The organism is Pseudomonas sp. EL_65y_Pfl1_R83 (assembly GCF_963970695.1).
In the GTDB taxonomy this organism is placed as follows: Bacteria; Pseudomonadota; Gammaproteobacteria; order Pseudomonadales; family Pseudomonadaceae; genus Aquipseudomonas; species Aquipseudomonas tritici.
Genome location: NZ_CAXAQI010000027.1, coordinates 19,690 through 45,928 on the forward strand (window position 1 = coordinate 19,690; position 26,239 = coordinate 45,928).

Sequence of the window (26,239 nt, forward strand, 5' to 3'; positions counted from 1 at the left end):
TTCATGGCGCCAACGTTGCGACTAATACTTTGTGATTAATCCGTTCTTACAGTTGTGTGTCTGAGGTTTGTTGACAATGCTTTAGTGGCACGCCGCGATCATCTGGTAATAGAGCCCTTCCGGCTTTCAGTGGCGTTTTAGGGAGAAGTATTATGTTCCTTGACTTGGTGTTGAAACTTTATGTCCAGACGCACTTGTTTTTTCAACGCAAAGACGGCGCGTCGGGTATTGAATACGCGATTATCGTGGCCATGGTTGCACTGGTGATCGTCGGTGCAGGTACAGGACTTGGAACTAAGATCAAGTCCATCTTTGATAGCGTCGCGACTAACATGACGACTTGATAGTCCGCTGAAAAATGTGGGGAACCCTCATTAAAGTTATTTCTGTCCAGGTACAGCCATGAGCGCCGCCTCTTCTTCCCGCCAACAAATTCTTTTGGTAGATGATGAAGAGGACGCCCTGATCGAACTCGCCGAGTCCCTCGAAAACGAGGGGTTTGTCTGTTTAACCGCCAACTCCGTCACCTTCGCCCTGCAAGAATTGACACTCCATCCCGACATCGCCCTGGTCATCACCGACCTGCGTATGCCCGAGGAAAGTGGCATTTCCTTGATCAAGCGCCTGCGCGAACACACCTCACGTTCTCATCTGCCCGTGATTGTGATGTCGGGCCACGCCGAAATGGATGATGTGAGCGACATGCTGCGGCTGCACGTGCTGGACCTGTTCCGCAAGCCGATCTACCTGGTGCGGCTGATCGACACGTTGAACAACTTGTTTCCCCTTCCCAACGCTCACTAAAGTCAGAGCTGATAGCCGAAGCTTAACGAGTAGCGCGGCCGCCGATCGAAGCTGTCCAGCGCTACGTCGGACATCGGCTTGGCGACTTCCAGCGCGATGTTGTAGCACTTGGCGCTGCCAAAGCGCAGCCCCACCGCTGCAGCCGCCGAGTGCCAGTGCTACTGCCAGGGCCAGCGCGGTACTTGCTTTCCAGAACACGATTTGAGTGTTCATGATTGAGTTCCTTGCACCTGTACAACCTTAGTTGTCTTCAAACGCTCGCTATGTCTTGGGACAGCGATGCGTTTGTCCGTGTGGCTATAACCGCCCAGACGGTGCTCTCTCAGTTATCTACTGGGTATTAACGATTTTTATACCGCAGCAATGTGCCGGTTAAGCGACTAGTGCCAAGGGTTTAGAGGGGGGTGTATCAAGATATATATGTTTTTGAAAACAATCAGTTGAATAAAAAAGCGGACTTGAAAAGTCCGCTAATACTTAAGGTGTGTATATACAATTAATCAGTTTGTTTCAGGTGATCGGTCGCCATTTACCTACCATGTGTTCAATGTCGCCAGCGCCTTTCAACCACAACTCACCGCTGGAACCGGCGGCGCTGGCCAATAACGTCACATCACCGGGCAGGCGCACGGGTTTCTTGAACTCGACGTCTATCTCGATATTGGCGGCGGGCAGGTGTTCGCTGAGGGCGGCGAGGGTGCGCGCCTTGTTCCATAACCCATGAGCGATGGCCTGGGGGAAGCCAAACAGCTTGGCGGTCAGGGCGCTGAGGTGAATTGGGTTGTAGTCGCCGGAGACCCGCGCATAACGGCGGCCGATGTCGGCAGGGGCTTTCCAGCGGGTCAGTTCATTGACCTGGGTCGGGCAAGGCTCGGCGTGTTCCTCTGCGTGACCTTCCAGTTTCACGCCTCGGCACAGCATGCGGCTCTCAGCTTCCCAGAGCAGGCCGAGGGAATCCTCGACGCTGGTCACTAATTCAAAGGTCGCGCCTTTGGGATGGGGCTTGAGGTTCTGCGCATGCACGCTGATGGACAGCTCGCTGACGCCGCCGAGAGGACGGTGAATGCGGATGCGATTATTCAGGTGAATCAACCCCAGCAGTGGGAAGGGAAAGCTGTGGTCGGTCAGCAACTGCATCTGCAAACCAAACGCCAGGATATGCGGATAAGTCGCCGGCAGAATCGGGCTGTCGGTAAAGCCACAGACCTTGCGATACGCCGCCACGTGCTTAGGGTCGATGCTCACCCGGCAGCGCAACCCCTGTTCGGGCAGGGTGCTACCGGTAATCTTGCGCTTGAGCGCCGCGCGCCAATACAGCGGCGGCAGAAACGGCGTAGCGCCTAATGTCTTCCATTGCATGCCTATGCTCCCAGAATACTTTGGCCACACACCCGCAGCGCTTGCCCGCTGACCGCACCGGAACCCGGTTGGCCAAGCCAGGCCACCGCTTCGGCGACGTCTTGCGGCAAGCCACCCTGGCCCAGCGAACTCATGCGCCGCCCGGCCTCACGCAGCGCGAACGGAATATGCGCAGTCATCTGGGTTTCGATAAAACCGGGGGCCACGGCATTAATGGTGATGCCGCGTTCCTTGAGCAGTGGCGCCCAGGCTTGCGCGAGGCCGATCAACCCGGCCTTGCTCGCGGCATAGTTGGTTTGCCCACGGTTGCCGGCGATGCCGCTGATCGACGCCAGCAGCACCACGCGGGCGTTGTCGTGCAGGGTGCCGCTGTCGAGCAATGCCTTGGTCAGTACCTGCGGTGCATTGAGGTTGACCGCCAGCACCGCGTCCCAGTATTCCGGGGTCATATTCGCCAGGGTTTTATCGCGGGTAATACCGGCGTTGTGCACCAGAATGTCGAGGCCATCGGGCAGTTGTTCGATCAATTGGCTGGCGGCGCCATCGGTGCAGATATCCAGCACCACGGTGCGGGCACCCAGGCGCGCGGCCAGGGCTTCGAGGTCGGCCTTGGCCTGCGGCACGTCGAGCAGGATGACCTCGGCGCCGTCGCGGGCCAGGGTTTCAGCGATGGACGCGCCAATGCCTCGGGCGGCGCCGGTGACCAGCGCCTTGCGCCCGGCCAGTGGTCGCGTCCAATCCTCAACGGGTGTGGCGCAGGCTTGCAGGCGAATCACCTGGCCGGAGATATACGCACTTTTCGGCGAGAGGAAAAAGCGCAGCGCGCCTTCCAGTTGGTCTTCGGCACCCTCGCCGACGTAGAGCAATTGCAACACGCCGCCATTGCGCAACTCCTTGGCCAACGAGCGGCTGAAACCTTCCAGGGCACGCTGGGCGCTGGCGGCGAACGGGTCGCGCAGGCTCTCCGGCGCGCGGCCGAGGATCACCACGTGGGCGCTGTTATCCAGGTTTTTCAGCACCGGCTGGAAGAACTCGCGCAGTTGCTTGAGGGTGTCGGTGTGCTGCAGGTCGCTGGCATCGAATACCACGGCCTTGAGTTTGGGGCCATGGCCGGGAATCCACGTCGAGGTTTCGCTGCCGTAGGTGTAGATAGCGTCGGTGAATTTGTGAGCAAACGCCTGCACGTTGGTTGCCAGTGCTCCACCGCCCAGCAGCAACGCGCCTTCGACCGGACGCAGGCGCCCGGCTTGCCAGCGTTCCAGGCGTACCGGTGACGGCAGGCCAATGGCGGCGACCAGGCGATGGCCGAGGCTTGAGTTGGCGAAGTCGATATAACGGTCAGACATGGAACGCTCTCCGAAGGCTGGGGTTCAAAGGGTTGACCACCCCGGGGTGGCAGTCGTTCGATTGAGCCTAGGCTAGGCTTGATGATTCCACCCACAACCATCAGGGAGCTTTCCATGACTCAATTGCGCCGTGTAGCGATCATTGGCGGTAACCGCATTCCTTTCGCTCGCTCCAATGGCCCGTATGCCACCGCGAGCAACCAGGCGATGCTGACGGCTGCGCTGGAAGGCCTGATCGAACGCTACAACCTGCACGGCCTGCGCATGGGCGAAGTGGCGGCGGGCGCGGTGCTCAAGCATTCGCGCGACTTCAACCTCACCCGTGAATGTGTGCTGGGCTCGCGCTTGTCGCCGCAGACACCGGCCTATGACATTCAACAGGCCTGCGGCACCGGGCTGGAAGCCGCATTACTGGTGGCCAACAAGATTGCCCTGGGCCAGATCGAATGCGCGATTGCCGGCGGGGTGGACACCACTTCCGATGCGCCCATCGGTGTAAATGAGGGCCTGCGCAAGATTCTGCTGCAAGCCAACCGCAGCAAATCCATGGCGGATAAATTAAAAGTCCTGTTACAACTTCGTCCCCATCACCTCAAGCCCGAACTGCCACGTAATGGCGAGCCGCGCACAGGCCTGTCCATGGGCCAACATTGCGAATTGATGGCGCAGACGTGGCAGATTCCCCGCGCCGAACAGGACCAGTTGGCCCTGGAAAGCCACCAGAAAATGGCCGTCGCCTACGCTGAAGGCTGGCACAACGATTTACTCACACCGTTCCTGGGCCTGACCCGCGACAACAACCTGCGCCCCGACCTGACCCTGGAAAAACTCGCCGCGCTTAAACCCGCCTTCGAACGCAGCGAGAAGGGCACGCTGACTGCCGGCAACTCCACGCCCCTCACGGACGGCGCGTCGCTGGTGCTGCTGGGCAGTGAAGCCTGGGCCCAAGAGCGCGGTTTGCCGATCCTGGCGTATCTGCGCGATGGTGAAGCGGCGGCGGTGGATTTCGTCAACGGCGCCGAAGGCCTGCTGATGGCGCCGGTATATGCCGTGCCGCGGCTGCTGGTGAGGAATGGCCTGACGCTGCAAGACTTCGATTACTACGAGATCCACGAAGCCTTCGCTGCCCAGGTTTTGTGCACACTCAAGGCCTGGGAAGATGCGGACTACTGCAAGACGCGCCTTGGGCTTGACGCGCCGTTGGGGTCCATCGACCGCAGCCGGCTTAATGTAAAAGGTAGTTCCCTGGCTGCCGGACATCCGTTTGCCGCCACAGGTGGGCGTATCGTCGCCAATCTGGCCAAGTTGCTCGACGCAGCAGGTAAGGGGCGTGGCCTGATTTCGATCTGTGCCGCCGGCGGTCAAGGCGTGACGGCGATCATCGAGCGTTGATTGCGCCGCAAATTGGCATATTGGATGCATTCTGAAGGGGTCAGAGGTCGGTAGCCTCTCCCACCGGCGAGCCGATTGCCGTATAACGAGTGCCACACGCGTGTTTGGTAATACAGGACCCACAATAAAAGCTGATGAAGACTCCTAAACGCATTGAACCCCTGATCGAAGACGGTCTGGTCGACGAAGTGCTGCGCCCACTCATGAGTGGTAAAGAAGCAGCTGTTTATGTGGTGCGCTGCGGCAACGAATTGCGTTGCGCCAAGGTTTACAAGGAGGCGAACAAACGAAGTTTTCGTCAAGCGTCCGAATACCAGGAAGGCCGTAAGGTCCGTAACAGTCGTCAGGCCCGGGCCATGGCCAAGGGCTCCAAGTTCGGCAAGAAAGAAACCGAGGATGCCTGGCAGAATGCCGAAGTGGCGGCGTTGTTCCGCCTGGCCGGCGCGGGCGTTCGCGTGCCCAAGCCTTACGACTTCCTGGAAGGCGTGCTGTTGATGGAGCTGGTGGCCGACGAGTATGGCGACGCCGCGCCACGTCTGAACGACGTCACGCTGGATCCGGATCAGGCGCGCGAATACCACGCCTTCCTGATCTCGCAGATTGTGCTGATGTTGTGTACCGGCCTGGTGCACGGTGACTTGTCCGAGTTCAACGTACTGCTGACGCCAACCGGCCCGGTGATCATCGACCTGCCCCAGGCGGTGGATGCGGCGGGCAACAACCACGCGTTCAGCATGCTGGAGCGGGATGTGGGTAACATGGCTTCCTACTTCGGGCGTTTTGCTCCTGAGTTGAAGAAGACCAAGTACGCCAAGGAAATGTGGGCGCTGTACGAAGCCGGCACCTTGCACCCGGCCAGCATCTTGACTGGCGAGTTCGACGAGCCGGAAGAGTTGGCGGACGTGGGCGGCGTGATCCGCGAGATCGAAGCGGCGCGGCTGGATGATGAACGTCGTCAGGCGATTCGCGCGGCGGATGATGAGCCGCAGAGCAAAGTGCCGGACGAGCCACCGCCACCGCCGTGGATGCAGTAGTCAGAGCAACTGCGATCCAATGTGGGGCTTGTGTGGGAGCTGGCTTGCCTGCGATAGCATCAACTCGGTGTGACTGACAGACCGAGGTGTCTGCATCGCGGGCAAGCCCGGCTCCCACACAAGCCCACATTCGGTTTGTGTTTCGTCAGATGAATCAGCCGGCGCAGCAACTACCCGACGCCAACTCCTTGAGTATCGGACAATCCGGCCGATGATCGCCCTGGCAGTGCTCCACCAGATCCTGCAACGTATCGCGCAGTTGCCCCAACTCCAGAATTTTCTGGTTCAGCGCTTCGATATGTTGGCGCGCCAGCGCCTTCACGTCGGCGCTGGCGCGTTGCCGGTCCTGCCACAGGGTCAGCAACTTGCCGACCTCCTCCAGTGAAAACCCCAAATCCCGCGAACGCTTGATAAACGCCAGGGTGTGCAAGTCATCCTGGCCGTACACGCGATAGCCACTGTCGGTGCGGTGGGCGGCTTTGAGCAGGCCGATGGATTCGTAATAGCGAATCATCTTGGCGCTGAGCCCGCTCTGGCGTGCGGCTTGGCCGATGTTCATGGGCGTTGATCCTCCAAGTGCTCCGGTTTCCAAGTCTTCAACAGCAAGGCATTACTCACCACACTGACGCTCGACAGGGCCATCGCCGCGCCGGCCAGTACCGGGTTGAGCAGGCCGAACGCTGCCAGAGGAATGCCAATCAAGTTATACACAAAGGCCCAGAACAGGTTCTGGCGGATTTTTGCGTAGGTCTTGCGGCTGATCTCCAGCGCGGCCGGCACCAGGCGCGGATCGCCGCGCATCAGGGTGATACCGGCCGCGTGCATGGCCACGTCGGTACCACCGCCCATGGCGATGCCGATATCGGCGGCGGCGAGGGCCGGGGCGTCGTTGATGCCGTCGCCGACCATCGCGACGACGTCGGTTTTCTTCAGTTCGGCGACGGCGGCGGCTTTGTCGGCGGGCAGCACTTCGGCATGCACATCATCGATGCCCAGGGCCTCGGCGACCACGCGGGCGCTGCCGCGATTGTCACCGGTGAGCAAATGACTGCTGATGTGCTGGGCCTTGAGTTGCTGCACAGCCTCCAGCGCACCGGGCTTGAGGGTATCGCCAAACGCGAACAGCCCCAGCACACGCGGTTGCGCACCTTGTTCGATCAACCAGGACAAGGTACGCCCTTCGGCTTCCCACGCCTTGGCGGAGTCGGCAAGGTCGCCCATGCGCAAGCCGCTTTCTTCCAGCAGCCGACGATTGCCCAAGGCCAGCGGTTGCCCCTCAAGAGTGCCGGCGATACCGCGCCCGGTCAGGGATTGGCTGGCGCTCACGTCGGCCACGTTCAAGCCTTGTTCATGGCACGCATCCAGCACGGCCTTGGCCAACGGGTGTTCGCTGCCGCGTTGCAACGCGCCGGCTTGTTGCAGCAGCAGCGTTTCATTGCCATCCACTGCCGCCAAGTGGGCGATTTTCGGCGTGCCGGAGGTGAGGGTGCCGGTCTTGTCAAAGACCACGGCGCTGACTTCATGGGCGCGCTCCAGGGCTTCGGCGTCCTTGATCAGGATGCCGTGGCGTGCAGCGACGCCTGTACCGGCCATGATCGCGGTGGGAGTGGCCAGGCCCAGGGCGCATGGGCAGGCGATCACCAACACCGCTACGGCATTGATGATCGCGGTCTCCAGGGACGCGCCATACAGCCACCAGCCGACCAAGGTGACAGAGGCCAACACCAGCACGGCAGGGACGAACACCTGGCTGACTTTATCCACCAGTTTCTGGATCGGGGCCTTGGCGGCTTGTGCGTCTTCCACCAGGCGGATGATCCGCGCCAGCACGCTTTCGGCGCCGAGCGCCAGCGTGCGCACCAACAGGCGGCCTTCACCGTTGATGGCGCCGCCGGTGACGTTGTCGCCGGGCTGCTTGGGCACCGGCAGGCTTTCGCCGCTGATCAAGGCTTCATCGGCATGGCTTTGACCGTCCACCACTTCGCCGTCCACCGGGAAGCGTTCGCCGGGTTTGACCAGCACCAGGTCATTGAGCTTCAACGCGGTGATGGCGACGTCTTCTTCGCGACCGTCGAGCACCCGAATCGCCCGTTCGGGACGCAGGGCTTCCAGGGCGCGGATGGCGCTGGCGGTCTGGCGTTTGGCGCGGCTCTCCAGGTATTTACCCAGCAGCACCAGCGCGATCACCACCGCCGAGGCTTCGAAGTACAGGTGTGGCGTCATGCCTGAGTCAGCCGTGAGCCATTCATAAATGCTCAGGCCGTAACCGGCGCTGGTGCCGATCGCCACCAGCAGGTCCATATTGCCAGCGCCGGCCCGCACGGCTTTCCAGGCAGCGATATAGAAGCGTGCGCCAAAGATGAATTGCACCGGTGTGGCGAGCGCGAACTGTACCCAGGCGGGCAGCATCCAGTGCAGGCCGAAAGGTTCCACCAACATGGGCAGCACCAACGGCAGTGCCAGCAGGATCGCCAGCAGCAACGCCCAACGCTCGCGATGCAGGCGCTGGGCTTGATTGGCTTCGGTGGCCGTTTCGCTTTGGGGCAGGGTGGCGCTGTAGCCGGCCTTGTCGACGGCGGCGATCAGCACGCCGGCGTCCATCTGGCCAAGCACTTCAACATGGGCACGTTCGTTGGCCAGGTTGACGCTGACGCTTTGCACCCCCGGCACTTTGCCCAGCGCGCGCTCGACCCGGCCGGCACAGCTGGCGCAGGTCATGCCGCTGATGGGCAGGTCAAAGGTGGTGTATCCATTCATGGGGCAGTCCTCCAGGAGAAGTTGCCCTTAGGATCAACCTTGACCTGTGGGGAAGGTCAAGCGCCGTTAATATTCCAGTGCGGCAGGTTTGAGGTACATGCCGTCCGGGCCTTGGGCGATACGCAATTTGCGCACGTCACCGGCCTTGAGCGTAATGTTTTGCGCGGGTGGCGCGAGCAGGCCCGGCAGGCACCCTGGGGACTGGCCCGGTAGCAGTTTCAAGCGCAACGACAGGTTGCCCGCCGGCAGGTTGAACGACGTGGCTTGCTCCTGGAACAACCGGCCCGCCAGTTGATCATTCAGGTATAGGCCGATCTCGCAGTTGGTCGACACTTCCAGGCGCTCCCGGGAAATAATCAGCACCGCATAGTCTTCCGCGGCAACGGCCTGGGGCGCAGCGGCAGACAAGCTCATCAGGCCGGCAAGGGCAAAAAAAGACCAGCGCATGGCGAATGCTCCGTGGTTTGAATCGAAGAGGGGTGAAGCTTGGCCTTTGAAGCCGCCAAATACCAGCCCGGCAGAAGTTTTCAGAACTTGACCTTGCCATCGTGGCAAGGTCGAGACTGGGCCCAACCTCATCAAAGGAGTCATGTCATGCAAGTATTCAGCGTTGAAGGAATGACCTGCGGCCATTGCGTTCGGGCGGTGACCCAGGCGGTGCAGAGCCAGGACCCGGCGGCCAGCGTGAAGGTCGACCTGGCGGCAAAGGAGGTCGGCGTCGAGAGCCGCCTGTCCGCAGAGCAAGTGATCAGCCTGATCACGGAAGAGGGCTACAGCGCCAAGCTTGCCTGACGGGTAAAAATAGTTAGCGAGCTATCGTGTTCAATGCACCCAAGCGCGGCTAGACTATCGGGCTGCCGTCTGACTTGGGTGCCCGATGAACCTTCGTATAATCCTGATTCTGGGTGCCTTGAGCGCCTTCGCGCCGTTGGCGATCGATTTTTACCTGCCGGGTTTCCCGGCGATGGCCAAGGCCTTTGCGACGGATGAAAAACACATCCAGCTGACTCTGGCGGTGTATTTCGCTGGCCTGGCCATCGGCCAATTGATCTATGGCCCACTCGCGGACCGCTTTGGTCGACGCGGCCCGCTGCTCAGTGGTGTCACCCTGTTTACGCTGGCCTCCTTTGCCTGCGCTTTCGCGCCGTCCTTGGAATGGCTGATCGGCGCGCGTTTCGTGCAGGCCCTCGGTGGCTGCGCCGGCATGGTGATTTCCCGCGCGGTGGTCAGCGATAAATGCGATGCGGTGGGCTCGGCCAAAGTGTTTTCTCAATTGATGCTGGTCACCGGCCTGGCGCCGATCCTCGCGCCACTGGCTGGCGGGCTGATGGTGGGGTTGTGGGGCTGGCAGTCGATTTTCCTGGCGCTGTCGATATTCAGCGTGATGGCGGCAATCGCTGTGGCGATCGGGCTGCCGGAAACCTTTCCGGCCCATCAGCCGCGCCAGCCGTTGTCCGGGTCGTTACGTCGCTACGGCTCGCTGTTGTCCGATCGGGTTTACCTGGGTTACGCGCTCACCGGCGGTATTTCGATTGCCGGGATGTTTGCCTACATTGCCGGTTCACCGTTCGTGTTTATCCAACTCTACGGCGTGCCTGCCGAGCATTACGGCTGGCTGTTTGGCTCCAATGCCGCAGGCTTTATCCTGGTGGCACAGGTGAATGCGCGGTTGCTGGCCAAACGTGGCCCGGCCTACCTGCTGTCGCGCAGTGTATGGGTCTACCTGTTGGCGGCGTTGACGCTGCTCGGCATCGCGGCCTTACGCACCGATGCGCTGTGGCCATTGCTGGTGCCGCTGTTTATCTGCATCGCGAGCCTGGGCTGCATTTTGCCCAATACCTCGGCGTGCGCCATGAGCGGGCAGGGTGCACGCGCCGGTAGCGCGTCGGCGCTGCTCGGTTGCATTCAGTTTGGCGTGGCGGCTGGCGCTGCCTCATTAGTGGGTGTGCTGCACGACGGCACGGCGATGCCGATGGCCATCGTCATCAGCGTGTGCGGTGTATTGGCGGTAACGATTGCGATGTCGACCCAGCGCCTGCAACGGGCGAGGGCCGAGCAGGCGCAGGGCTGAAGCGCGGATCAGCCAGCGGCGGAGCGTTGCTGGCCGTTCGGAAAGCGGTGGGGGGCTTGGATACGGGTTTGCAGGGTGTCGGCAAACGCACGGGCTTCGGCCTCGGTGCGGAAGGTGAACGCGTCGCCGTCGAGACGAACCTGCCATTTATTGCCTGCGGATTTTGCTAACGCTTTTATCAGGATCTTCATTGCTGACTTCCTCACGTAAAAGAATCGTGGCAAAGGCGGCCAATATAAACCCGAATACGTTCACAAATATGACAAAGATCAACTCTCAGACTAGCGGTGTCGTCCATTACTCACAGGAGTAACGGACAACACTGACAGACGTTTTTCAGAACCCTTCCAGTACGATCTTTCCCTTGGCCTTGCCGCTTTCCAGCAGCGCATGGGCACGCCGCAGGTTTGCCGCATTAATCACACCAAAGTGTTCACCCACTGTGGTTTTCAGGGTGCCTGCATCAATCAGTTCGGCCACGCGATTGAGCAGGTTGTGCTGTTCGATCATGTCCGGGGTCTCGAACATCGAGCGCGTGTACATGAACTCCCAATGCAGTGACAGGCTCTTGCGCTTGAGCTTACTGACGTCCAGTGCCTTGGGATCGTCGATCAGCGCCAGCTTGCCCTGGGGTTGCAGGGCTTCGACCAACTGGTCCAGGTGATGGTCAGTCTGGGTCAGGCTGGCGACGTGGGTCACTTGCGGGTGGCCAGCTGCTTTCAGCGCTTCGCTCAACGGTTGGCTGTGATCGATCACCAGGTCGGCGCCGAGGGCCTTGGCCCATTCCTGGGTTTCCGGGCGCGAAGCGGTGCCGATCACTTTCAAGGCGGTGAGCTGGCTGGCCAACTGGGTCAGGATCGATCCTACGCCACCAGCGGCGCCAACGATCAGCAGGCTCTGGCCTTCATCCTGTTTGCCTTCACGCACTTGCAGGCGTTCGAACAGCAGTTCCCACGCGGTGATGGCGGTCAGTGGCAGGGCGGCAGCTTCGGCAAAACCCAGGCTTTTCGGCATGTGCCCGACGATGCGTTCGTCCACGGTGTGCAATTCGCTGTTGCCGCCGGGACGCACCAGAGAACCGGCGTAGAACACGTTGTCACCGACGTTGAACAGCGTCACGTCACTGCCGACAGCCTTGACCACCCCGGCCACGTCCCAGCCCAGCACCTTGGCGGTGCCGTTTTCCGGGGCGACGTTCTGGCGCACTTTGGTGTCCACCGGGTTGACCGAGATGGCTTTGACGTCCACCAGCAGGTCACGCGGGCCGGCGACGGGCGCTGGCAACTCGATGTCTTGCAGGGCGTTCGGATCGTTGATCGGCAGCGAGGCGTAGTAGGCAATGGCTTTCATGATGGCTCCAGGAAAAGGGCGATGATCAGGCAAGAAACTTCAGGCGCTTGAGGTCGAAGTGTTCGATCACATCAGCGGCCTTGGCGCGAAAGCTCTGGATGTGCGCGCTCTGGTCGTGGTCGGCCAGCGCTGCGTCGTCGCTCCAGCGTTCGAGCATGTAGAAGGTTTCGGGGTGTTGCAGGTCCTGGTGCAGGTCGTACTGCTCACAACCAGCCTCAAGGCGGGTGGGTTCCAGCAGGCCGCGCAGCAAGGTTTCCAGGGTGGCCTGCTGGCCGGGTTTGGCGATCAGCGTGGCGATGACGTTAAAGGCAGTGGACATATTCAACTCCAGACACGTAATGAACGGGATGCACGGATGATTGGCTATTTCCCCAGGAGATAAAAGCCGCTAAAACAAAGGTCTGTTTCAACCAAATTTTGATAATGAGCGGGAATGCATGCTGCGTTTTGATGATTTGCAGTTATTTGTGCGTGCGGCGGACTTGGGTAGCCTGTCCGCTGCAGCACGGGTGATGGACCTGTCGCCTGCGGTGGCCAGTGCCGCGCTCAAGCGCATCGAACAGCAGCTGGGCACGCGTTTGCTGGCGCGCTCTACCCGCAGCCTGCGCCTGACGGCTGAAGGCGAGGGTTTCCTGGAATATGCTCGCGCCGCGTTGAGCTCGCTGGATGAAGGGCGACGCTTATTGGCCAGCGGCCAAGACCATGTCAGTGGCGTGCTGCAGCTGTCGGCGCCTTCCGATTTCGGGCGTAACCAATTGCTGCCGTGGTTGGATGAATTCCAGCATGAGCACCCGCAACTGAGCGTGCGCCTGTTGTTGGGTGATCGAATTGCCGACTTGTTCCGCCAACCGGTGGACATCGCCCTACGCTACGGTGAGCCCGAGGATTCCAGCCTTGTCGCGCTCCCCGTCGCGGCGGACAACGTTCGCGTGCTCTGCGCGTCCCCTCGCTATCTCGCCCGTTATGGTGAACCTCGGCATCTGGAGCAATTGGCCCAGCACAATTGCCTGCTGTACATGCTTGGCAGCCGGGTCCACGACCACTGGACCTTTCACGACGGTAAACGCGACGTCAGCCTGACCGTCTCCGGCGACCGTTTCAGTGACGATGCCGACGTAGTCCGCCGCTGGGCGGTGGCGGGTGTGGGCATTGCCTACAAGTCCTGGCTGGACGTGAGTACTGACGTGCTGGCCGGGCGCCTGCGCTTGATCCTGCCTGAGCTGCGCGGTGAGCGTACGCCACTCAATCTGCTGTGCTCGCATCGCGCGCAGCTGAGCAAACCCATCAACTTGTTGCGGGAAATGCTCGTGTCCCGTTGTGCGATATTGACTGCCCAATTGCCGGAGCCCTTGAGCGCGACGTAACGGCCTCCATCAAAGCAGGAAATTTCACTCAGATACTGTCCCTATCTACGCTGTCAGACGCCGTGGAACCGGCGATTTACGGCCCTATACTTTGGCGCCAACCTCAGTAGAAAAATAAATCGACAGGGAGTGAAAAGATGGAAGTAGCACCTTGCATCAGTCAGATCGCCAGCTTGCTCGCCGAGCCCAAACGCACTGCCATGCTGTGGGCCTTGATGGATGGCTCGGCCAAGTCGCCGGTTGAGTTGGCAACGCTCGCCGGGCTGTCTCCGACATCCGCCAACGCGCACTTGGCGCGAATGACTGCAGGTGGTTTGTTGCGGGTGGAGGCCCGGCGTGGCAAGCGTTTGTTTCGTGTAGCGGCACCTGATGTCAGCGCTGCCATCGATGCCTTGGCCAGAACCACCATGGCTTGTGTTGCACGCAGCGCGCCGGGCGTTTTGCCGCCGGCCCTGGTTGCCCCGCCACTGTTACGCCATGCCCGGTTGTGCCACGGCCACCTCGGCGGGGAGCTGGGGGCGCAGTTGTATCAACATCTGTTGGAGGCGGGGTGGATCGAGCGCCATGAGTTGCGTACCGACATTACGGTCAAAGGCGCGCAGCACTTGGCCGGCCTGGGTATTTTCATTCAGGCATTGGCATCGCCGCTGGTGTGTAGTTGTTTTGACTGGAGCCAGCAGCAACCGCATCTGGGCGGTGCGTTGGGGGCAGGGTTGTTGCAACTGTTTTTGCAGTCGAACTGGATCAGTGTGATCAACGAGTCGCAGGCCTTGCAGGTGCACGCTATCGGACAGCGGGAAATCGCCCGATTCACCCTGGCTGGGTGAGGTGTTGACGTGAGATCGATGAATTCAATGTGGGAGCTGGGCTTGTCGAACCGTCGAACCGCCGCGATAGCGGTGTGTCAGGCAATAAATGCCTGGCTGATACACCGCTATCGCAGGCAAGCCAGCTCCCACATTTTGGACTGCGTTTAGTCAGTTATGGCTTGACCAGTCTTGCATCCAGGCTGTTCTGCGCCAGGCGTTTGGCCTGGTCCTGGGTCATGCCCAGCGAGGTGTACAGCGCGTGGAAGTTCTCGGTGACATAGCCGCCGAAGTACGCCGGGTCATCCGAATTTACCGTCACCTTCACGCCACGCTCAAGCATGTCGAGGATGTTGTGTTGGGCCATGTCGTCGAACACGCACAGTTTGGTGTTGGACAATGGGCACACGGTCAGCGGGATCTGCTCGTCGATGATGCGCTGCATCAAGCGCTCGTCTTCGATAGCGCGCACGCCATGGTCGATACGCTCGATCTTCAACAGGTCGAGGGCTTCCCAGATGTATTCGGGCGGGCCTTCTTCGCCAGCGTGGGCCACGGTAAGGAAGCCTTCGTGGCGGGCGCGGTCGAACACGCGCTGGAACTTGCTCGGCGGGTGACCCATTTCCGAACTGTCCAGGCCCACGGCCACGAACGCGTCACGGAACGGCAAGGCCTGGTCCAGGGTTTTCTCGGCTTCGGCTTCGCTCAAGTGGCGCAGGAAGCTGAGGATCAAGCCGCTGGTAATACCCAGTTGTTGCTCGCCATCTTTAAGTGCAGCGGCGATGCCGTTGAGTACCACTTCGAACGGCACGCCACGGTCGGTGTGGGTCTGCGGGTCGAAGAAGGGTTCGGTGTGGATCACGTTCTGCGCTTTGCAGCGCAGCAGGTAGGCCCAGGTCAGGTCGTAGAAGTCCTGGGAGGTGCGCAGCACATCGGCGCCCTTGTAATACAGGTCGAGAAACTCTTGCAGGTTGTTGAACGCGTAGGCCTTGCGCAGGGTGTCGACGTCGTTCCACGGCAGCGCAATCTTGTTGCGCTCGGCCAGGGCGAACAGCAACTCAGGCTCCAGCGAGCCTTCCAGATGCAGGTGCAATTCAGCCTTGGGCAGGGCGTTGAGCCAATCGTACATTTTCTAAATTCTCATCAGGTGCAATGGCGGCATTCTACAGGCCATGGATGAAATAATCGGTAAAACCTGACCAGCAGGAGAGTTTTGGTTTTATTCGTGCAATCACCGTCTCAACTAAGATGTAACGAAACGTTAGCTGCATCGCGCAGTCTGTACCCCATCAATGACAGATTTGCCGTACTAAAAGGCCCGAAATGCTCACCTCCCTCAAGCAAGAAAAATTCATGCTGCTGGCGCTGATTGCCGCCATCGCCGCCTACCCGCTGGAGCACTGGATGCTGCACAGCGGGCAAATGGTGGCGCTGCTGGCCGGCGCGGCACTCATCGGCTTTATCGTGATGGCGTCGATGCGCGTGGCCCATCACGCCGAGCAACTCGCGGAAAAAGTCGGCGACCCCTACGGCACCATGATCCTCACCCTCGCTGCCGTGCTGGTGGAGGTGGTGATCCTGGCGATCATGATGAGCAACGAACCGTCCCCCACCCTGGTGCGCGACACCATTTACTCGGCGGTGATGCTCGACATCAACGGGATTCTCGGCCTGGCTGCGCTGATGGGCGGTATCAAGCACGGTGAACAGTCCTACAACGATGATTCGGCGCGTACTTACAGCGTGATGATCCTCACCGCCATGGGCGTGTCAATGGTGGTGCCGGAATTCATTCCCGAAGCCGACTGGAAAATTTACTCGGCCTTCACCATTGGCGCGATGGTGGTGTTGTACACCCTATTCCTACGCATGCAGGTGGGGCCGCACAGTTATTTCTTTAGCTACAGCTACCCGGAAAAACGCCGCAAGAAGCAGCCGGAAGAACAGAAAGCGCCGTCGGTGAACCTGGCGTTTTCCATCGGCACGCTGGTGTTTGGGGTGGTGGTGATCGGCGCATTGGCCGAAGTGATGGCCAAGACCCTGGACCTTGGCCTGGAAGGCACAGGCGCGCCGCCGGTGATCACGGCGATTGTGGTCGCGGCCATTTCGGCAGCGCCGGAAATTTTGACAGCGTTGCGCGCTGCGTTGGCGAACCGCATGCAGTCGGTGGTGAATATTGCGTTGGGTGCTTCGTTGTCGACGGTGATCCTGACAGTGCCGGTGATGGAAGCCATGGCGCTCTACACCGGCCAGCCGTTCCAGATGGCGATGACGCCGGTGCAGACCGTGATGGTGTTGATCACGCTGATTGTCAGCGCGATCAACCTCAACGATGGCGAAACCAATGCCATCGAAGGGATGACGCATTTTGTGTTGTTTGCGACCTTCATCATGTTGTCGTTGTTGGGGGTGTAGCGCAACTCAACGCAACGCCGCTCCGACATTTTTGCCCCGTGTCTGGCTTAGGTTCCGGCGATCAGTTGGCGTGCCGCCTGGGTGTGATCGGCGATCAAGCCTTTCAGGTCCAGGCCTTCCACTTGGCCGTCAATCACACGCCACTTGCCGCCGATCATCACCCGGTCCGCACGATCAGCACCGCACAGCAGCAGTGCTGAAATCGGGTCATGGCTGCCCGAGAAACGCAGCTCATCCAGCTTGAACAGCGCCAGGTCTGCCTGCTTTCCTACCGCCAACTCGCCAATGTCCGTACGCCCGAGCAATTGCGCTGAACCTTTGGTCGCCCAACCCAGCACGCCTTCAGGCGTGATCTTTTCTGCGCCATAACGCAGGCGCTGGATGTACAGCGCCTGGCGTGCTTCAAGGATCATGTTTGAGGCATCGTTGGAGGCTGAGCCATCCACGCCCAGGCCGATAGGCGCGCCCGCTGCCAACAGGTCCAGCGTCGGGCAGATGCCAGACGCCAGACGCATGTTCGAGCTTGGGCAGTGGCAGATGCCGGTGCCGGCGGCACCCAGGCGCGCAATTTCATCCGGGTTGAAGTGAATGCCATGCGCCAGCCAGGTGCGCGGGCCGAGCCAGCCGACGCTGTCCAGATAATCCACGGTGCGCAAGCCGAAGCGTTGCAGGCAGAAGTCTTCTTCGTCGAGGGTTTCCGCCAAGTGGGTGTGCAGGCGAACGTCGAGGCTGGTGGCCAGTTCGGCGCTGGCTTGCATGATTTGCGGGGTGACGGAAAACGGCGAGCAGGGGGCCAGGGCAATCTGGATCTGTGCGCCGTCGCCGCGCTGGTGATATTCGCGGATCAAGCGCTGGCTGTCTTCAAGGATGACTTGGCCCTGTTGCACGGTCTGCTGGGGAGGCAGGCCGCCATCGGCTTCGCCGAGGCTCATGGATCCGCGGGTGAGCATGGCGCGCATGCCCAATTCGCGCACGCTTTCAACTTGTACGTCGATCGCGTTTTCCAGGCCGTCAGGGAACAGGTAATGGTGGTCTGCCGCCGTGGTGCAGCCAGAAAGCAGCAACTCCGCGAGCGCCACCTTCGATGCCAAGGCGAGCTTTTCCGGGGTCAGTCGCGCCCAGACCGGGTAGAGGGTCTTCAACCAAGGGAACAGCGGCTGATTGACCACCGGCGCCCAGGCGCGGGTCAGGGTTTGGTAGAAGTGGTGATGGGTGTTGATCAGGCCGGGAAGGATCACATGTTCACGGGCATCGAAGACATGCCCGCAAGGCACGGCAGGCTCTCTTCCCCAGCCCAGTAATTCAGTGATCACACCGTCTTGCAGCACCAGGCCGCCACGGGCATCGAGGCCATTGGCAGTGAAAATCGCGAGGGGGTTTTTTAACCAGATACGGGTCGCAGGCATTGGCCGGCTCCTCTGAATGATGGGTTCAGGTTTGCCAGCTCAGTGTTGCCCTGTCTGCTGATCCAGGGTCGCCGGTGAAGGCGAGTGGCAGAGTTTACTTGTAGTCTATGTTCGGGTCTATCTGTAGGAGCGCGGTGCCCTCGAGATCATCGCGGGCAAGCCCGCTCCCACAGTGGGTGGGTATTTACCAGGCGATGGTGTCGCCTTTGTAATCGATGAAGTGATGGCCGCCTTTACCGGTGTAGGCGTTCACTTGGTCCACCAGCCCGCGCACGCTGGTGTCGACATCGATGTGCGCATTTTCGCCGCCCATATCGGTCTTCACCCAGCCTGGATGCAGCGACAACACCGTCAGTTTAGGGTCACCCAGTTGGGTGACAAAGCTGTTGGTCATGGAGTTGAGCGCCGCCTTGCTGGCCTTATACAGCGCCAGGTCAGAACCGTCGGGGATGGTCACGCTGCCCAGTACCGAACTCATGAAGGCCATGACGCCGCTGTCCTTGCGGATCTGCCCGACAAAGCGCTGGGCCAGGTTAATTGGCGCCACGGCATTGGTGAAAAACAGTTGACCGACTTCGGCCAGGGTGGCGTGGCCGGGTTCTTGATTGGCGGGGCCCTTAACGCCGGCGTTGACGAACAGCAGGTCGAAGGTGTGCTCCTTGAGGCGCTGGCTGAGGGCGATCACGGCTTGTTGATCGTCCATGTCGAGTTTTTCGATCTGCGTTGGGCCGAGGGCTTTCAGCGCATCGGCGTTGCTCGGATCACGCACGGTGGCGATCACATCCCAGCCGTCCTGGATCAGTTGCTTGACCAGGCCAAGGCCCAGCCCGCGCGATGCGCCGATGATCAATGCGGTTTTTGGCGTAGGCATGAAAAGCTTCCTTTAGCGTTGCGGTTCAGGGAGTTCAGCGTTGTAGCAGGATACGCCCACGGCTGAGGTCGGCGAGTTGAATTTGCAGGGTGTCGATATGCGCTTCGCCCACAGCCAGCTGTAGTTCGACGCCGTTGGCGGTGAAGGTTTCTTCCACCACCAGCCCGCCCAGTTCAGCCACGCGCAGTTTCACCAGGTTGAGTTCGGCGAACCCGCAAGCGCAACTTAAGGGCACACGGCTGATCAATTCGATGCGTTCGGCATTCTGCAGGCATTTATTCGCGCCACCGCCGTACGCACGCGCGAGCCCGCCGGTGCCCAATTGGATGCCGCCGTACCAGCGAATCACCAGCACCGCGACCTGATCAAAACACTGTGCCTCGATGGCCGCCAGGATCGGCCGCCCGGCTGTGCCGCCGGGTTCTCCGTCGTCATTGCTGCGGTACTGGTCGGCCAGTTTCCAGGCCCAGCAATTGTGCGTGGCGTTCAGGTCGCTGTGCTGTTCGAAAAACGCCTGGGCGTCTTGCGCGCTGGTAATCGGTGCGGCGAGGGTGATGAAGCGGCTTTTGCGTATTTCTTCGCGAAACTCGCAAAGGCCGATGAGCGTAAAAGGCATAAGTCGCTTCGTTTATTGGACGGGCTTGATGCCACAGCCCTTGAGAATGATGTGGATCAGGTTGGTGCCGGCGTCTTCCATGTCCTGCTTGGTCAGCTTGGTGCGACCGGTGACGCGGCAGATCTGGGTGGCGAAGTCGGCGTAGTGCTGGGTGCTGCCCCACAGCAGGAAGATCAGGTGCACGGGGTCGATGGGGTCCATCTTGCCGGCGTCGATCCAGGCCTGGAACACCGACGCGCGGCCACTGAACCACGCGCGGTAGTCCTGGCTGAAATATTCGGTGAGGCATTCGCCGCCGCTGATGATCTCCATGGCGAAGATCCGCGAGGCCTGGGGTTGGCGCCGCGAGAACTCCATCTTGGTGCGAATATAGCGGGCGAGGGCTACGGCCGGGTCATCCTCGGCGGTCAGCGAGTTGAAGGTGCTGTCCCACAATTCGAGGATGTTGCTGAGCACCGCGATGTACAGGCCCAGCTTGTTGGTGAAGTAGTAATGCAGGTTGGCCTTTGGCAGCCCGGCACTGGCAGCAATGGTGTTCATGCTGGTGCCTTTGTAGCCATGGCGCGCGAACTCATCTTCAGCAGCCTGGAGAATCGCTTGTTCGTTCTTTTGCCGAATGCGGCTGGCGGGTTTACCGGCTTGGTTGCTGTGGGCAGGAACTTCGAGGCTCATGGAGGTTTCCGTGCTGATCGATAGAGACGACGTGTGCACAGATAACCCACCCTCAAGCCTCAGACAAGTCCTGATGCAATAAAACCTTCAAAGCGGTTCCAGCGTGTCGCTTTCCGGTGTGTGGTTAACGGTGGCGCTGCTGACTTTGGCTTCTGGTAATAGCAGGCACAGCGCAATGGCAGTCAGGCCGCCGCTGGTGATAGCGGAGTCGAACAGGTTCTGCACCAGCGTTGGCATCAAGTGCAGCAGGCTCGGTTGGGCGGCGATACCCAGGCCGACACCAAACGAGGTGGCGATGATCAGCATGCTGCGTCGGTCCAGCGGTGCCTGAGCAAGGATACGCACACCGGCGGCGGCCACGCTGCCGAACATCACCAGGGTCGCACCGCCCAAGACCGGCTTGGGGATTTGCTGCAGGACTGCGCCAATCAATGGAAACAACCCGAGGCAAAACAGCACCACGCCGATATATAAGCCGACGTATCGGCTGGCGACGCCGGTGAGTTGAATCACGCCGTTGTTCTGCGCGAATGTGGTATTGGGGAAGGCGCTGAAGGTGGCGGCGATCATGCAACTGACGCCATCGCCGAGTACGCCACCTTTGAGTCGGCTTATATAAGAAGGACCGCTGATGGGCTGGCGGGCGATCATGCAGTTGGCGGTGAGGTCACCGACCGTTTCGATGCTGCTGATCAGATAAATCAGCGCGATCGGCAGGAAAACGCTCCAGTCGAAGTTGAAACCAAAGCGAAACGGAATAGGCAGGCTGACCAGCGGCAGGTCGGGCAGGGCTTGAGGCACGAGTTTGCCGCTGAACCAAGCGGCCAGGCTACCCAGGGCCAGTCCGATGATGATTGCCGAGAGGCGCACCCAAGGTGTGTTGGAGCGGTTGAGCAGGATGATCGTCAGCACCACGAACACGCCCAGCGCCAGGTTGATAGGCGCGCCGAAGTCCGGCGCGTTGAAACCACCGCCAAGGTCGGTGATGCCGACCTTGATCAAACTGATGCCGATCAACGTGATGACAATTCCTGTCACCAACGGCGTGATGACTCGGCGCAGTTGGCCGATAAAGCGGCTCAGCACGATCTGCACCACGGCGCCGAAAAAGCACACGCCAAAGATCATCGCCATGATGTCTTCCGGGCTGCCGCCACGTTGCTTCACCAGAAAGCCCGCCGACAACACCGCGCCGAGAAACGCAAAGCTAGTGCCTTGCAGGCAGATCATCCCGGCGCCGATGCCAAATGGCCTACGTGCCTGAATGAAGGTGCCGACACCGGAGACCATCAACGCCATGCTGATCAAGTAGGGCAAATGGGCGGTGAGGCCCAGGGTGGAGCCGATGATCAGTGGCGGGGTGATGATGCCGACAAAGGCGGCCAGCACATGTTGCAGTGCGGCGAGCAAGGCCGGAGCGGGTTTCGGGCGGTCGTTGAGGCCGTAGATGAGGTCGTTGGGGCTGGAGGGTTCTGGTGGCATGGCGGGCAAACTCGAGTCGGACAGTTCTAGGTCCTGGTGGACTTGCAAAAAACTGTCCAAGTGCTCAGCTTTTTGCTCGAGGCCCGCGTTAGCGCGTTGCTGCCAGACTTTCCAGGAAGCTTTCCAGCACCAAATGGGGGCGACGGCCCTTGCGCGTGACCGATGCGAGGCTCAAATCGTAAAAACGTGTAGCCGGTTTCAGCGGGCGCAGTCGTCCTTGTTGTACCCACAGGCTGGCGTAGTGATCGGGCAGGTAGCCAATATAGTGTCCGGTAAGGATCAGGAACGCCATGCCTTCGCGGTCGGACGCGCTGGCGGTGCAGTTGAGTGCCTGGTAATGGGCCTGGATCTCGGCGGGCAGGCGGAACGTCGGTGCGATGGCGTCCTGGTCATCGATGCGAGCGTCGTCCAATTGCTTGTCGTCGGCATAGAACAACGGGTGGCCGACCGCGCAGTAGAGCAGCGAACGCTCGCTGTACAGCGGTTGATATTCCAATCCCGACAGGGCGCTTGCCTGCGGCACCACGCCGACATGCAGACGACCGTCGAGCACGCCTTGTTCGACTTCGTTGGGGGCGATCATGCGGATCTGGATTTGCACATCCGGGCCGCGTTGCTTCAATTGTGCGAGCGCGTGGGTGATGCGCATGTGGGGCAGGGTGACGAGGTTGTCGGTGAGACCGATGATCAGCTCGCCGCGCAGATGCTGGTGCAGGCCGTTGACCTCGGTGCGAAAGCTTTCCAGGGCACTCAAGAGTTGCAGGGCCGACTGGTAGACCTCTCGGCCTTCTTCGGTCAGGGAGAAACCGGCGCGGCCGCGTTGGCACAGCCTTAACCCGAGGCGTTGCTCAAGATCGCTCATTTGCTGGCTGATGGCCGAACGGCCTATGCCCAGCACGGTTTCTGCCGCTGAAAAGCCGCCGCACTCCACCACACTTCGAAAAATGCGCAGCAGGCGGATATCGAAGTCGCTGACTTGGGCCAGGGGATCGGGTCGACGGCTGCTCATAGTTTAGTAAAGGCCTGACTGAAGGTTAGAAGAGTTGGATTTCACCGACTTTATCGCCATGGCAATTTAGCTGCAACCACGCGTTTCAATCCCGACGCTGCCTTTTGCCTTGCGAGGTTTTGCTGATGAACATGCCCGAAAACGCCCCATCGTCCTTGGCCAGCCAACTGAAGCTGGACGCGCACTGGATGCCCTACACCGCCAACCGTAACTTCCAGCGTGACCCGCGCCTGATCGTGGCCGCTGAAGGCAGCTGGTTGACGGATGACAAAGGCCGCAAGGTGTATGACTCGCTGTCGGGCCTATGGACCTGTGGCGCCGGGCATACTCGCAAGGAAATCCAGGACGCGGTGTCCAAGCAACTGGGGACTTTGGACTACTCGCCGGGCTTCCAGTACGGTCATCCGTTGTCGTTCCAACTGGCGGAAAAGATTACGGACTTGACCCCTGGTAACCTCAACCATGTGTTCTTCACCAACTCCGGCTCCGAGTGCGCCGACACTGCGGTGAAGATGGTGCGTGCGTACTGGCGCCTGAAAGGTCAGGCCACCAAGACCAAGATGATCGGTCGCGCCCGTGGTTATCACGGTGTGAACATCGCCGGCACCAGCCTGGGCGGCGTCAACGGTAACCGTAAGCTGTTTGGTCAGGGCTTGATGGACGTTGACCATCTGCCGCACACCTTGCTGGCAAGCAACGCCTTCTCCCGTGGCATGCCGGAGCAGGGCGGTATCGCGCTGGCCGACGAATTGCTCAAGTTGATTGAATTGCACGACGCGTCGAACATCGCCGCGGTGTTTGTCGAGCCAATGGCCGGCTCTGCTGGCGTGCTCGTGCCGCCTAAGGGGTATCTCAAGCGTCTGCGTGAGATCTGCGATCAACACAACATCCTGTTGGTGTTCGACGAAGTGATCACCGGTTTCGGCCGCACCGGCTCGATGTTCGGTGCCGACAGCTTCGGCGTAACGCCGGACCTGATGTGCATCGCCAAGCAAGTCACCAACGGCGCGATCCCGATGGGCGCGGTGATTGCCAGCAGCGAGATCTATCAGACCTTCATGAACCAGGCGACGCCGGAGTACGCGGTGGAATTCCCCCACGGCTACACTTACTCGGCGCACCCGGTGGCGTGCGCAGCGGGCCTGGCGGCATTGGACCTGCTGCAGAGGGAAAACCTGGTGCAGAGCGTAGCCGAAGTCGCACCGCACTTTGAGAATGTGCTGCACGGTTTGAAGGGCAGCAAAAACGTGATCGATATTCGCAACTACGGCTTGGCCGGTGCGATCCAGATTGCCCCGCGTGACGGTGATGCCATCGTCCGTCCATTCGAGGCCGGCATGGCGTTGTGGAAGGCCGGTTTCTACGTGCGTTTTGGCGGTGACACCCTGCAGTTCGGGCCAACCTTCAATAGCAAGCCGCAGGACTTGGATCGCTTGTTTGATGCGGTCGGCGAAGTGCTGAACAAGATCGACTGATTTCTCCTTCTATATAGAACAATTTTTCAGGAGCCCTGCATGAGCCTTATCCAGCATTTGATCAACGGTGAGATGGTCAACGACAGCGGCCGGAGTGCCGACGTGTATAACCCGTCGACCGGCCAGGTGATCCACCAGGTGCCGTTGGCCAGCCGTGAAACCATTCAACAAGCGATCGACTCGGCCAAGGCTGCGTTCCCGGCCTGGCGTAATACCCCGCCGGCCAAGCGCGCCCAGGTGATGTTTCGTTTCAAGCAGTTGCTGGAGCAGAACGAAGCACGCATCTCGCAGTTAATCAGCGAAGAGCATGGCAAGACGCTGGAAGACGCGGCCGGTGAGTTGAAGCGCGGGATCGAAAACGTTGAGTACGCGTGCTCGGCGCCGGAGATTCTGAAGGGCGAGTACAGTCGTAACGTAGGACCGAACATTGATGCCTGGTCGGACTTCCAGCCGCTGGGCGTGGTTGCTGGTATTACGCCGTTCAACTTCCCGGCGATGGTGCCGTTGTGGATGTACCCGTTGGCGATTGTCTGCGGTAACTGCTTCATCCTGAAACCATCGGAGCGTGATCCGAGCTCGACGCTGTTGATCGCGCAATTGCTGCAAGAGGCCGGTTTGCCTAAAGGCGTGCTGAGTGTGGTGCATGGGGACAAAGGTGCGGTGGACGCGCTGATTGAAGCGCCGGAAGTGAAAGCGCTGAGTTTCGTGGGCTCGACGCCGATTGCCGAGTACATTTATTCCGAAGCGACCAAGCGTGGCAAGCGCGTGCAGGCACTGGGTGGGGCGAAGAATCACGCGGTACTGATGCCGGACGCCGACCTGGATAACGCGGTGAGTGCCTTGATGGGCGCGGCGTATGGTTCCTGTGGTGAGCGTTGCATGGCGATTTCGGTGGCTGTGTGCGTGGGCGACCAAGTGGCGGATGCGTTGATTGCCAAGCTGGTGCCGCAGGTCAAGGCGCTGAAAATTGGCGCGGGCACTTCTTGCGGGCTGGATATGGGGCCGTTGGTGACTGGCCAAGCACGTGACAAAGTCAGTGGTTATATAGAAGACGGTGTGGCGGCCGGTGCTGAGCTGGTTGTCGATGGTCGCGGCTTGAGTGTTGCCGGGCACGAAGAAGGCTTCTTCCTGGGTGGTAGTTTGTTTGATCGCGTGACGTCTGAGATGCGTATCTATAAAGAAGAGATCTTCGGACCGGTGTTGTGCGTGGTGCGGGTAGATAGCCTGGAAACGGCGATGCAACTGATCAACGATCATGAATACGGTAACGGTACCTGTATCTTCACCCGCGACGGTGAGGCGGCCCGTTTGTTCTGCGATGAGATCGAAGTGGGCATGGTCGGCGTTAACGTTCCCCTGCCTGTGCCGGTGGCTTATCACAGCTTTGGTGGCTGGAAGCGATCGCTGTTCGGCGACTTGCATGCGTACGGTCCGGATGGGGTGCGCTTCTACACACGTCGCAAGGCGATTACACAGCGCTGGCCGCAACGGGCCAGCCATGAAGCTTCGCAGTTTGCCTTTCCTAGTCTTTAAGGCTCGGTAGGAAGAAAGCCGGCCCCTTGGGGCCGGCTTTTGCGTTTCTGAGGGCTTTTTGGCCTATATGACAGAAATGTGAAGAAAAGGGGTTGACGGCAGATTCTGGAAGTCTATAATTCGCCCCACTTCCGGCGCAGTCGAAACGGAAAACTCCTTGGTAAACAAAGAGTTATGCAAGATTCGACAGCGAGTTGCTTCAGTTCATCGAAGCCCAGAAGGAGTTGGTAGGGCGGTGTTGTTTGGCTCTATTAACGTTTCGATCCTCTCGGTCGAAAGCGGAGAAAAAGAGGTGTTGACAGCAGCGTGTAACGCTGTAGAATTCGCCTCCCGCTAACGAGAGATCGGAGGCGCAAGTGGTTGAAGTTGTTGAAGAATTCTTCGAAAACTTCTGAAAATAATCACTTGACAGCAAATGAGGCTGCTGTAGAATGCGCGCCTCGGTTGAGACGAAAGATCTTAACCAACCGCTCTTTA

The 26,239-nt window shown here is 60.1% G+C and carries 27 protein-coding genes; 11 read left to right on the forward strand and 16 right to left on the reverse strand.

Going from position 1 to position 26,239, the window contains the following annotated elements:
- Window positions 1–152 precede the first annotated feature (152 nt).
- Together AACY08_RS26595 and AACY08_RS26600 are read left to right on the forward strand one after the other, a co-directional pair.
- Entirely contained in the window at window positions 153–344 is a 192-nt protein-coding gene (locus AACY08_RS26595) for a Flp family type IVb pilin (protein WP_339472116.1), read from the forward strand.
- 58 nt (window positions 345–402) lie between these two features.
- Window positions 403–804 (forward strand): response regulator, encoded by a 402-nt coding sequence (locus tag AACY08_RS26600; protein WP_339415788.1) that lies wholly within the window; start codon window positions 403–405, stop codon window positions 802–804.
- Window positions 805–806: 2 nt separating this feature from the next.
- Here the strand turns inward: AACY08_RS26600 and AACY08_RS26605 are convergent, their stop codons facing one another.
- The 3 genes from AACY08_RS26605 to AACY08_RS26615 form a co-directional block, all read right to left on the reverse strand.
- The gene (locus AACY08_RS26605; protein WP_339415789.1) at window positions 807–938 is read right to left on the reverse strand and encodes a hypothetical protein; all 132 of its coding nucleotides are present in this window, start codon (window positions 936–938) and stop codon (window positions 807–809) included.
- A 376-nt stretch (window positions 939–1,314) separates the two neighbouring features.
- Window positions 1,315–2,163, reverse strand: coding sequence for a MaoC family dehydratase (locus AACY08_RS26610; protein ID WP_339472117.1), 849 nt, complete (start codon window positions 2,161–2,163; stop codon window positions 1,315–1,317).
- A 2-nt stretch (window positions 2,164–2,165) separates the two neighbouring features.
- Complete coding sequence (locus AACY08_RS26615) at window positions 2,166–3,509, reverse strand: 3-oxoacyl-ACP reductase (RefSeq protein ID WP_339472119.1); 1,344 nt, start codon at window positions 3,507–3,509, stop codon at window positions 2,166–2,168.
- Window positions 3,510–3,623: 114 nt separating this feature from the next.
- Between AACY08_RS26615 and AACY08_RS26620 the strand changes: the two genes are divergently transcribed.
- Both AACY08_RS26620 and AACY08_RS26625 read left to right on the forward strand, forming a co-directional pair.
- A complete protein-coding gene (locus AACY08_RS26620; protein ID WP_339472120.1) occupies window positions 3,624–4,901 on the forward strand; it encodes an acetyl-CoA C-acetyltransferase in 1,278 nt (425 codons plus the stop codon).
- Window positions 4,902–5,035: 134 nt separating this feature from the next.
- Complete coding sequence (locus AACY08_RS26625; RefSeq protein ID WP_339472121.1) at window positions 5,036–5,935, forward strand: PA4780 family RIO1-like protein kinase; 900 nt, start codon at window positions 5,036–5,038, stop codon at window positions 5,933–5,935.
- A gap of 154 nt (window positions 5,936–6,089) precedes the next feature.
- Here AACY08_RS26625 and cueR read toward each other — a convergent pair whose 3' ends face one another.
- The 3 genes from cueR to AACY08_RS26640 form a co-directional block, all read right to left on the reverse strand.
- On the reverse strand, window positions 6,090–6,494 hold the full coding sequence (cueR, locus tag AACY08_RS26630; RefSeq protein ID WP_339472122.1) for a Cu(I)-responsive transcriptional regulator: 405 nt from the start codon (window positions 6,492–6,494) through the stop codon (window positions 6,090–6,092).
- The gene (locus AACY08_RS26635) at window positions 6,491–8,692 is read right to left on the reverse strand and encodes a heavy metal translocating P-type ATPase (protein WP_339472123.1); all 2,202 of its coding nucleotides are present in this window, start codon (window positions 8,690–8,692) and stop codon (window positions 6,491–6,493) included. Before AACY08_RS26635 ends, cueR begins: the two co-directional genes overlap by 4 nt.
- Before the next feature lie 66 nt (window positions 8,693–8,758).
- The gene (locus AACY08_RS26640; RefSeq protein WP_339472124.1) at window positions 8,759–9,139 is read right to left on the reverse strand and encodes a hypothetical protein; all 381 of its coding nucleotides are present in this window, start codon (window positions 9,137–9,139) and stop codon (window positions 8,759–8,761) included.
- Between the two features lie 147 nt (window positions 9,140–9,286).
- On the opposite strand from AACY08_RS26640, the gene AACY08_RS26645 reads away from it, so the two are divergent.
- Together AACY08_RS26645 and AACY08_RS26650 are read left to right on the forward strand one after the other, a co-directional pair.
- Window positions 9,287–9,484, forward strand: a complete 198-nt coding sequence (locus AACY08_RS26645) for a heavy-metal-associated domain-containing protein (RefSeq protein WP_049710182.1) — start codon at window positions 9,287–9,289, stop codon at window positions 9,482–9,484.
- A gap of 85 nt (window positions 9,485–9,569) precedes the next feature.
- On the forward strand, window positions 9,570–10,763 hold the full coding sequence (locus AACY08_RS26650) for a multidrug effflux MFS transporter (RefSeq protein WP_339472126.1): 1,194 nt from the start codon (window positions 9,570–9,572) through the stop codon (window positions 10,761–10,763).
- Window positions 10,764–10,771: 8 nt separating this feature from the next.
- On the opposite strand, the gene AACY08_RS26655 is transcribed toward AACY08_RS26650, so the two are convergent.
- The 3 genes from AACY08_RS26655 to AACY08_RS26665 form a co-directional block, all read right to left on the reverse strand.
- Window positions 10,772–10,954 (reverse strand): hypothetical protein, encoded by a 183-nt coding sequence (locus tag AACY08_RS26655; RefSeq protein ID WP_339415805.1) that lies wholly within the window; start codon window positions 10,952–10,954, stop codon window positions 10,772–10,774.
- 145 nt (window positions 10,955–11,099) lie between these two features.
- On the reverse strand, window positions 11,100–12,113 hold the full coding sequence (locus AACY08_RS26660) for a zinc-binding alcohol dehydrogenase family protein (protein WP_339472127.1): 1,014 nt from the start codon (window positions 12,111–12,113) through the stop codon (window positions 11,100–11,102).
- A gap of 25 nt (window positions 12,114–12,138) precedes the next feature.
- Complete coding sequence (locus AACY08_RS26665; RefSeq protein WP_065874251.1) at window positions 12,139–12,432, reverse strand: putative quinol monooxygenase; 294 nt, start codon at window positions 12,430–12,432, stop codon at window positions 12,139–12,141.
- Between the two features lie 118 nt (window positions 12,433–12,550).
- On the opposite strand from AACY08_RS26665, the gene AACY08_RS26670 reads away from it, so the two are divergent.
- On the forward strand, window positions 12,551–13,477 hold the full coding sequence (locus AACY08_RS26670; RefSeq protein ID WP_339472129.1) for a LysR family transcriptional regulator: 927 nt from the start codon (window positions 12,551–12,553) through the stop codon (window positions 13,475–13,477).
- 137 nt (window positions 13,478–13,614) lie between these two features.
- Window positions 13,615–14,304 carry an ArsR/SmtB family transcription factor gene (locus tag AACY08_RS26675; protein ID WP_339415811.1) on the forward strand — a complete coding sequence of 230 codons (690 nt, stop codon included), beginning with the start codon at window positions 13,615–13,617 and terminating at the stop codon, window positions 14,302–14,304.
- A 154-nt stretch (window positions 14,305–14,458) separates the two neighbouring features.
- On the opposite strand, the gene AACY08_RS26680 is transcribed toward AACY08_RS26675, so the two are convergent.
- Complete coding sequence (locus AACY08_RS26680; RefSeq protein WP_065874248.1) at window positions 14,459–15,412, reverse strand: adenosine deaminase; 954 nt, start codon at window positions 15,410–15,412, stop codon at window positions 14,459–14,461.
- Window positions 15,413–15,606: 194 nt separating this feature from the next.
- On the opposite strand from AACY08_RS26680, the gene AACY08_RS26685 reads away from it, so the two are divergent.
- The gene (locus AACY08_RS26685) at window positions 15,607–16,698 is read left to right on the forward strand and encodes a calcium:proton antiporter (protein WP_339472131.1); all 1,092 of its coding nucleotides are present in this window, start codon (window positions 15,607–15,609) and stop codon (window positions 16,696–16,698) included.
- A gap of 47 nt (window positions 16,699–16,745) precedes the next feature.
- Here AACY08_RS26685 and AACY08_RS26690 read toward each other — a convergent pair whose 3' ends face one another.
- The 6 genes from AACY08_RS26690 to AACY08_RS26715 all read right to left on the reverse strand — a co-directional run bounded on the left by AACY08_RS26690 (window position 16,746) and on the right by AACY08_RS26715 (window position 22,754).
- Window positions 16,746–18,104: an 8-oxoguanine deaminase gene (locus tag AACY08_RS26690; protein WP_339472133.1), complete on the reverse strand. Its 1,359-nt coding sequence runs from the start codon at window positions 18,102–18,104 to the stop codon at window positions 16,746–16,748.
- Between the two features lie 184 nt (window positions 18,105–18,288).
- The gene (locus AACY08_RS26695) at window positions 18,289–18,975 is read right to left on the reverse strand and encodes an SDR family oxidoreductase (protein WP_339427212.1); all 687 of its coding nucleotides are present in this window, start codon (window positions 18,973–18,975) and stop codon (window positions 18,289–18,291) included.
- 34 nt (window positions 18,976–19,009) lie between these two features.
- Entirely contained in the window at window positions 19,010–19,591 is a 582-nt protein-coding gene (locus AACY08_RS26700) for an IMPACT family protein (protein WP_339472134.1), read from the reverse strand.
- A 12-nt stretch (window positions 19,592–19,603) separates the two neighbouring features.
- The gene (locus AACY08_RS26705; protein WP_339472135.1) at window positions 19,604–20,263 is read right to left on the reverse strand and encodes a TetR/AcrR family transcriptional regulator; all 660 of its coding nucleotides are present in this window, start codon (window positions 20,261–20,263) and stop codon (window positions 19,604–19,606) included.
- 87 nt (window positions 20,264–20,350) lie between these two features.
- Window positions 20,351–21,745, reverse strand: coding sequence for a uracil-xanthine permease family protein (locus tag AACY08_RS26710; RefSeq protein ID WP_339472136.1), 1,395 nt, complete (start codon window positions 21,743–21,745; stop codon window positions 20,351–20,353).
- Window positions 21,746–21,833: 88 nt separating this feature from the next.
- Complete coding sequence (locus AACY08_RS26715) at window positions 21,834–22,754, reverse strand: LysR family transcriptional regulator (RefSeq protein WP_339415818.1); 921 nt, start codon at window positions 22,752–22,754, stop codon at window positions 21,834–21,836.
- Between the two features lie 125 nt (window positions 22,755–22,879).
- On the opposite strand from AACY08_RS26715, the gene AACY08_RS26720 reads away from it, so the two are divergent.
- A complete protein-coding gene (locus AACY08_RS26720) occupies window positions 22,880–24,229 on the forward strand; it encodes an aspartate aminotransferase family protein (protein WP_339472138.1) in 1,350 nt (449 codons plus the stop codon).
- A 39-nt stretch (window positions 24,230–24,268) separates the two neighbouring features.
- Entirely contained in the window at window positions 24,269–25,762 is a 1,494-nt protein-coding gene (locus AACY08_RS26725; RefSeq protein ID WP_339435839.1) for a CoA-acylating methylmalonate-semialdehyde dehydrogenase, read from the forward strand.
- The last annotated feature ends 477 nt before the right edge of the window (window positions 25,763–26,239 follow it).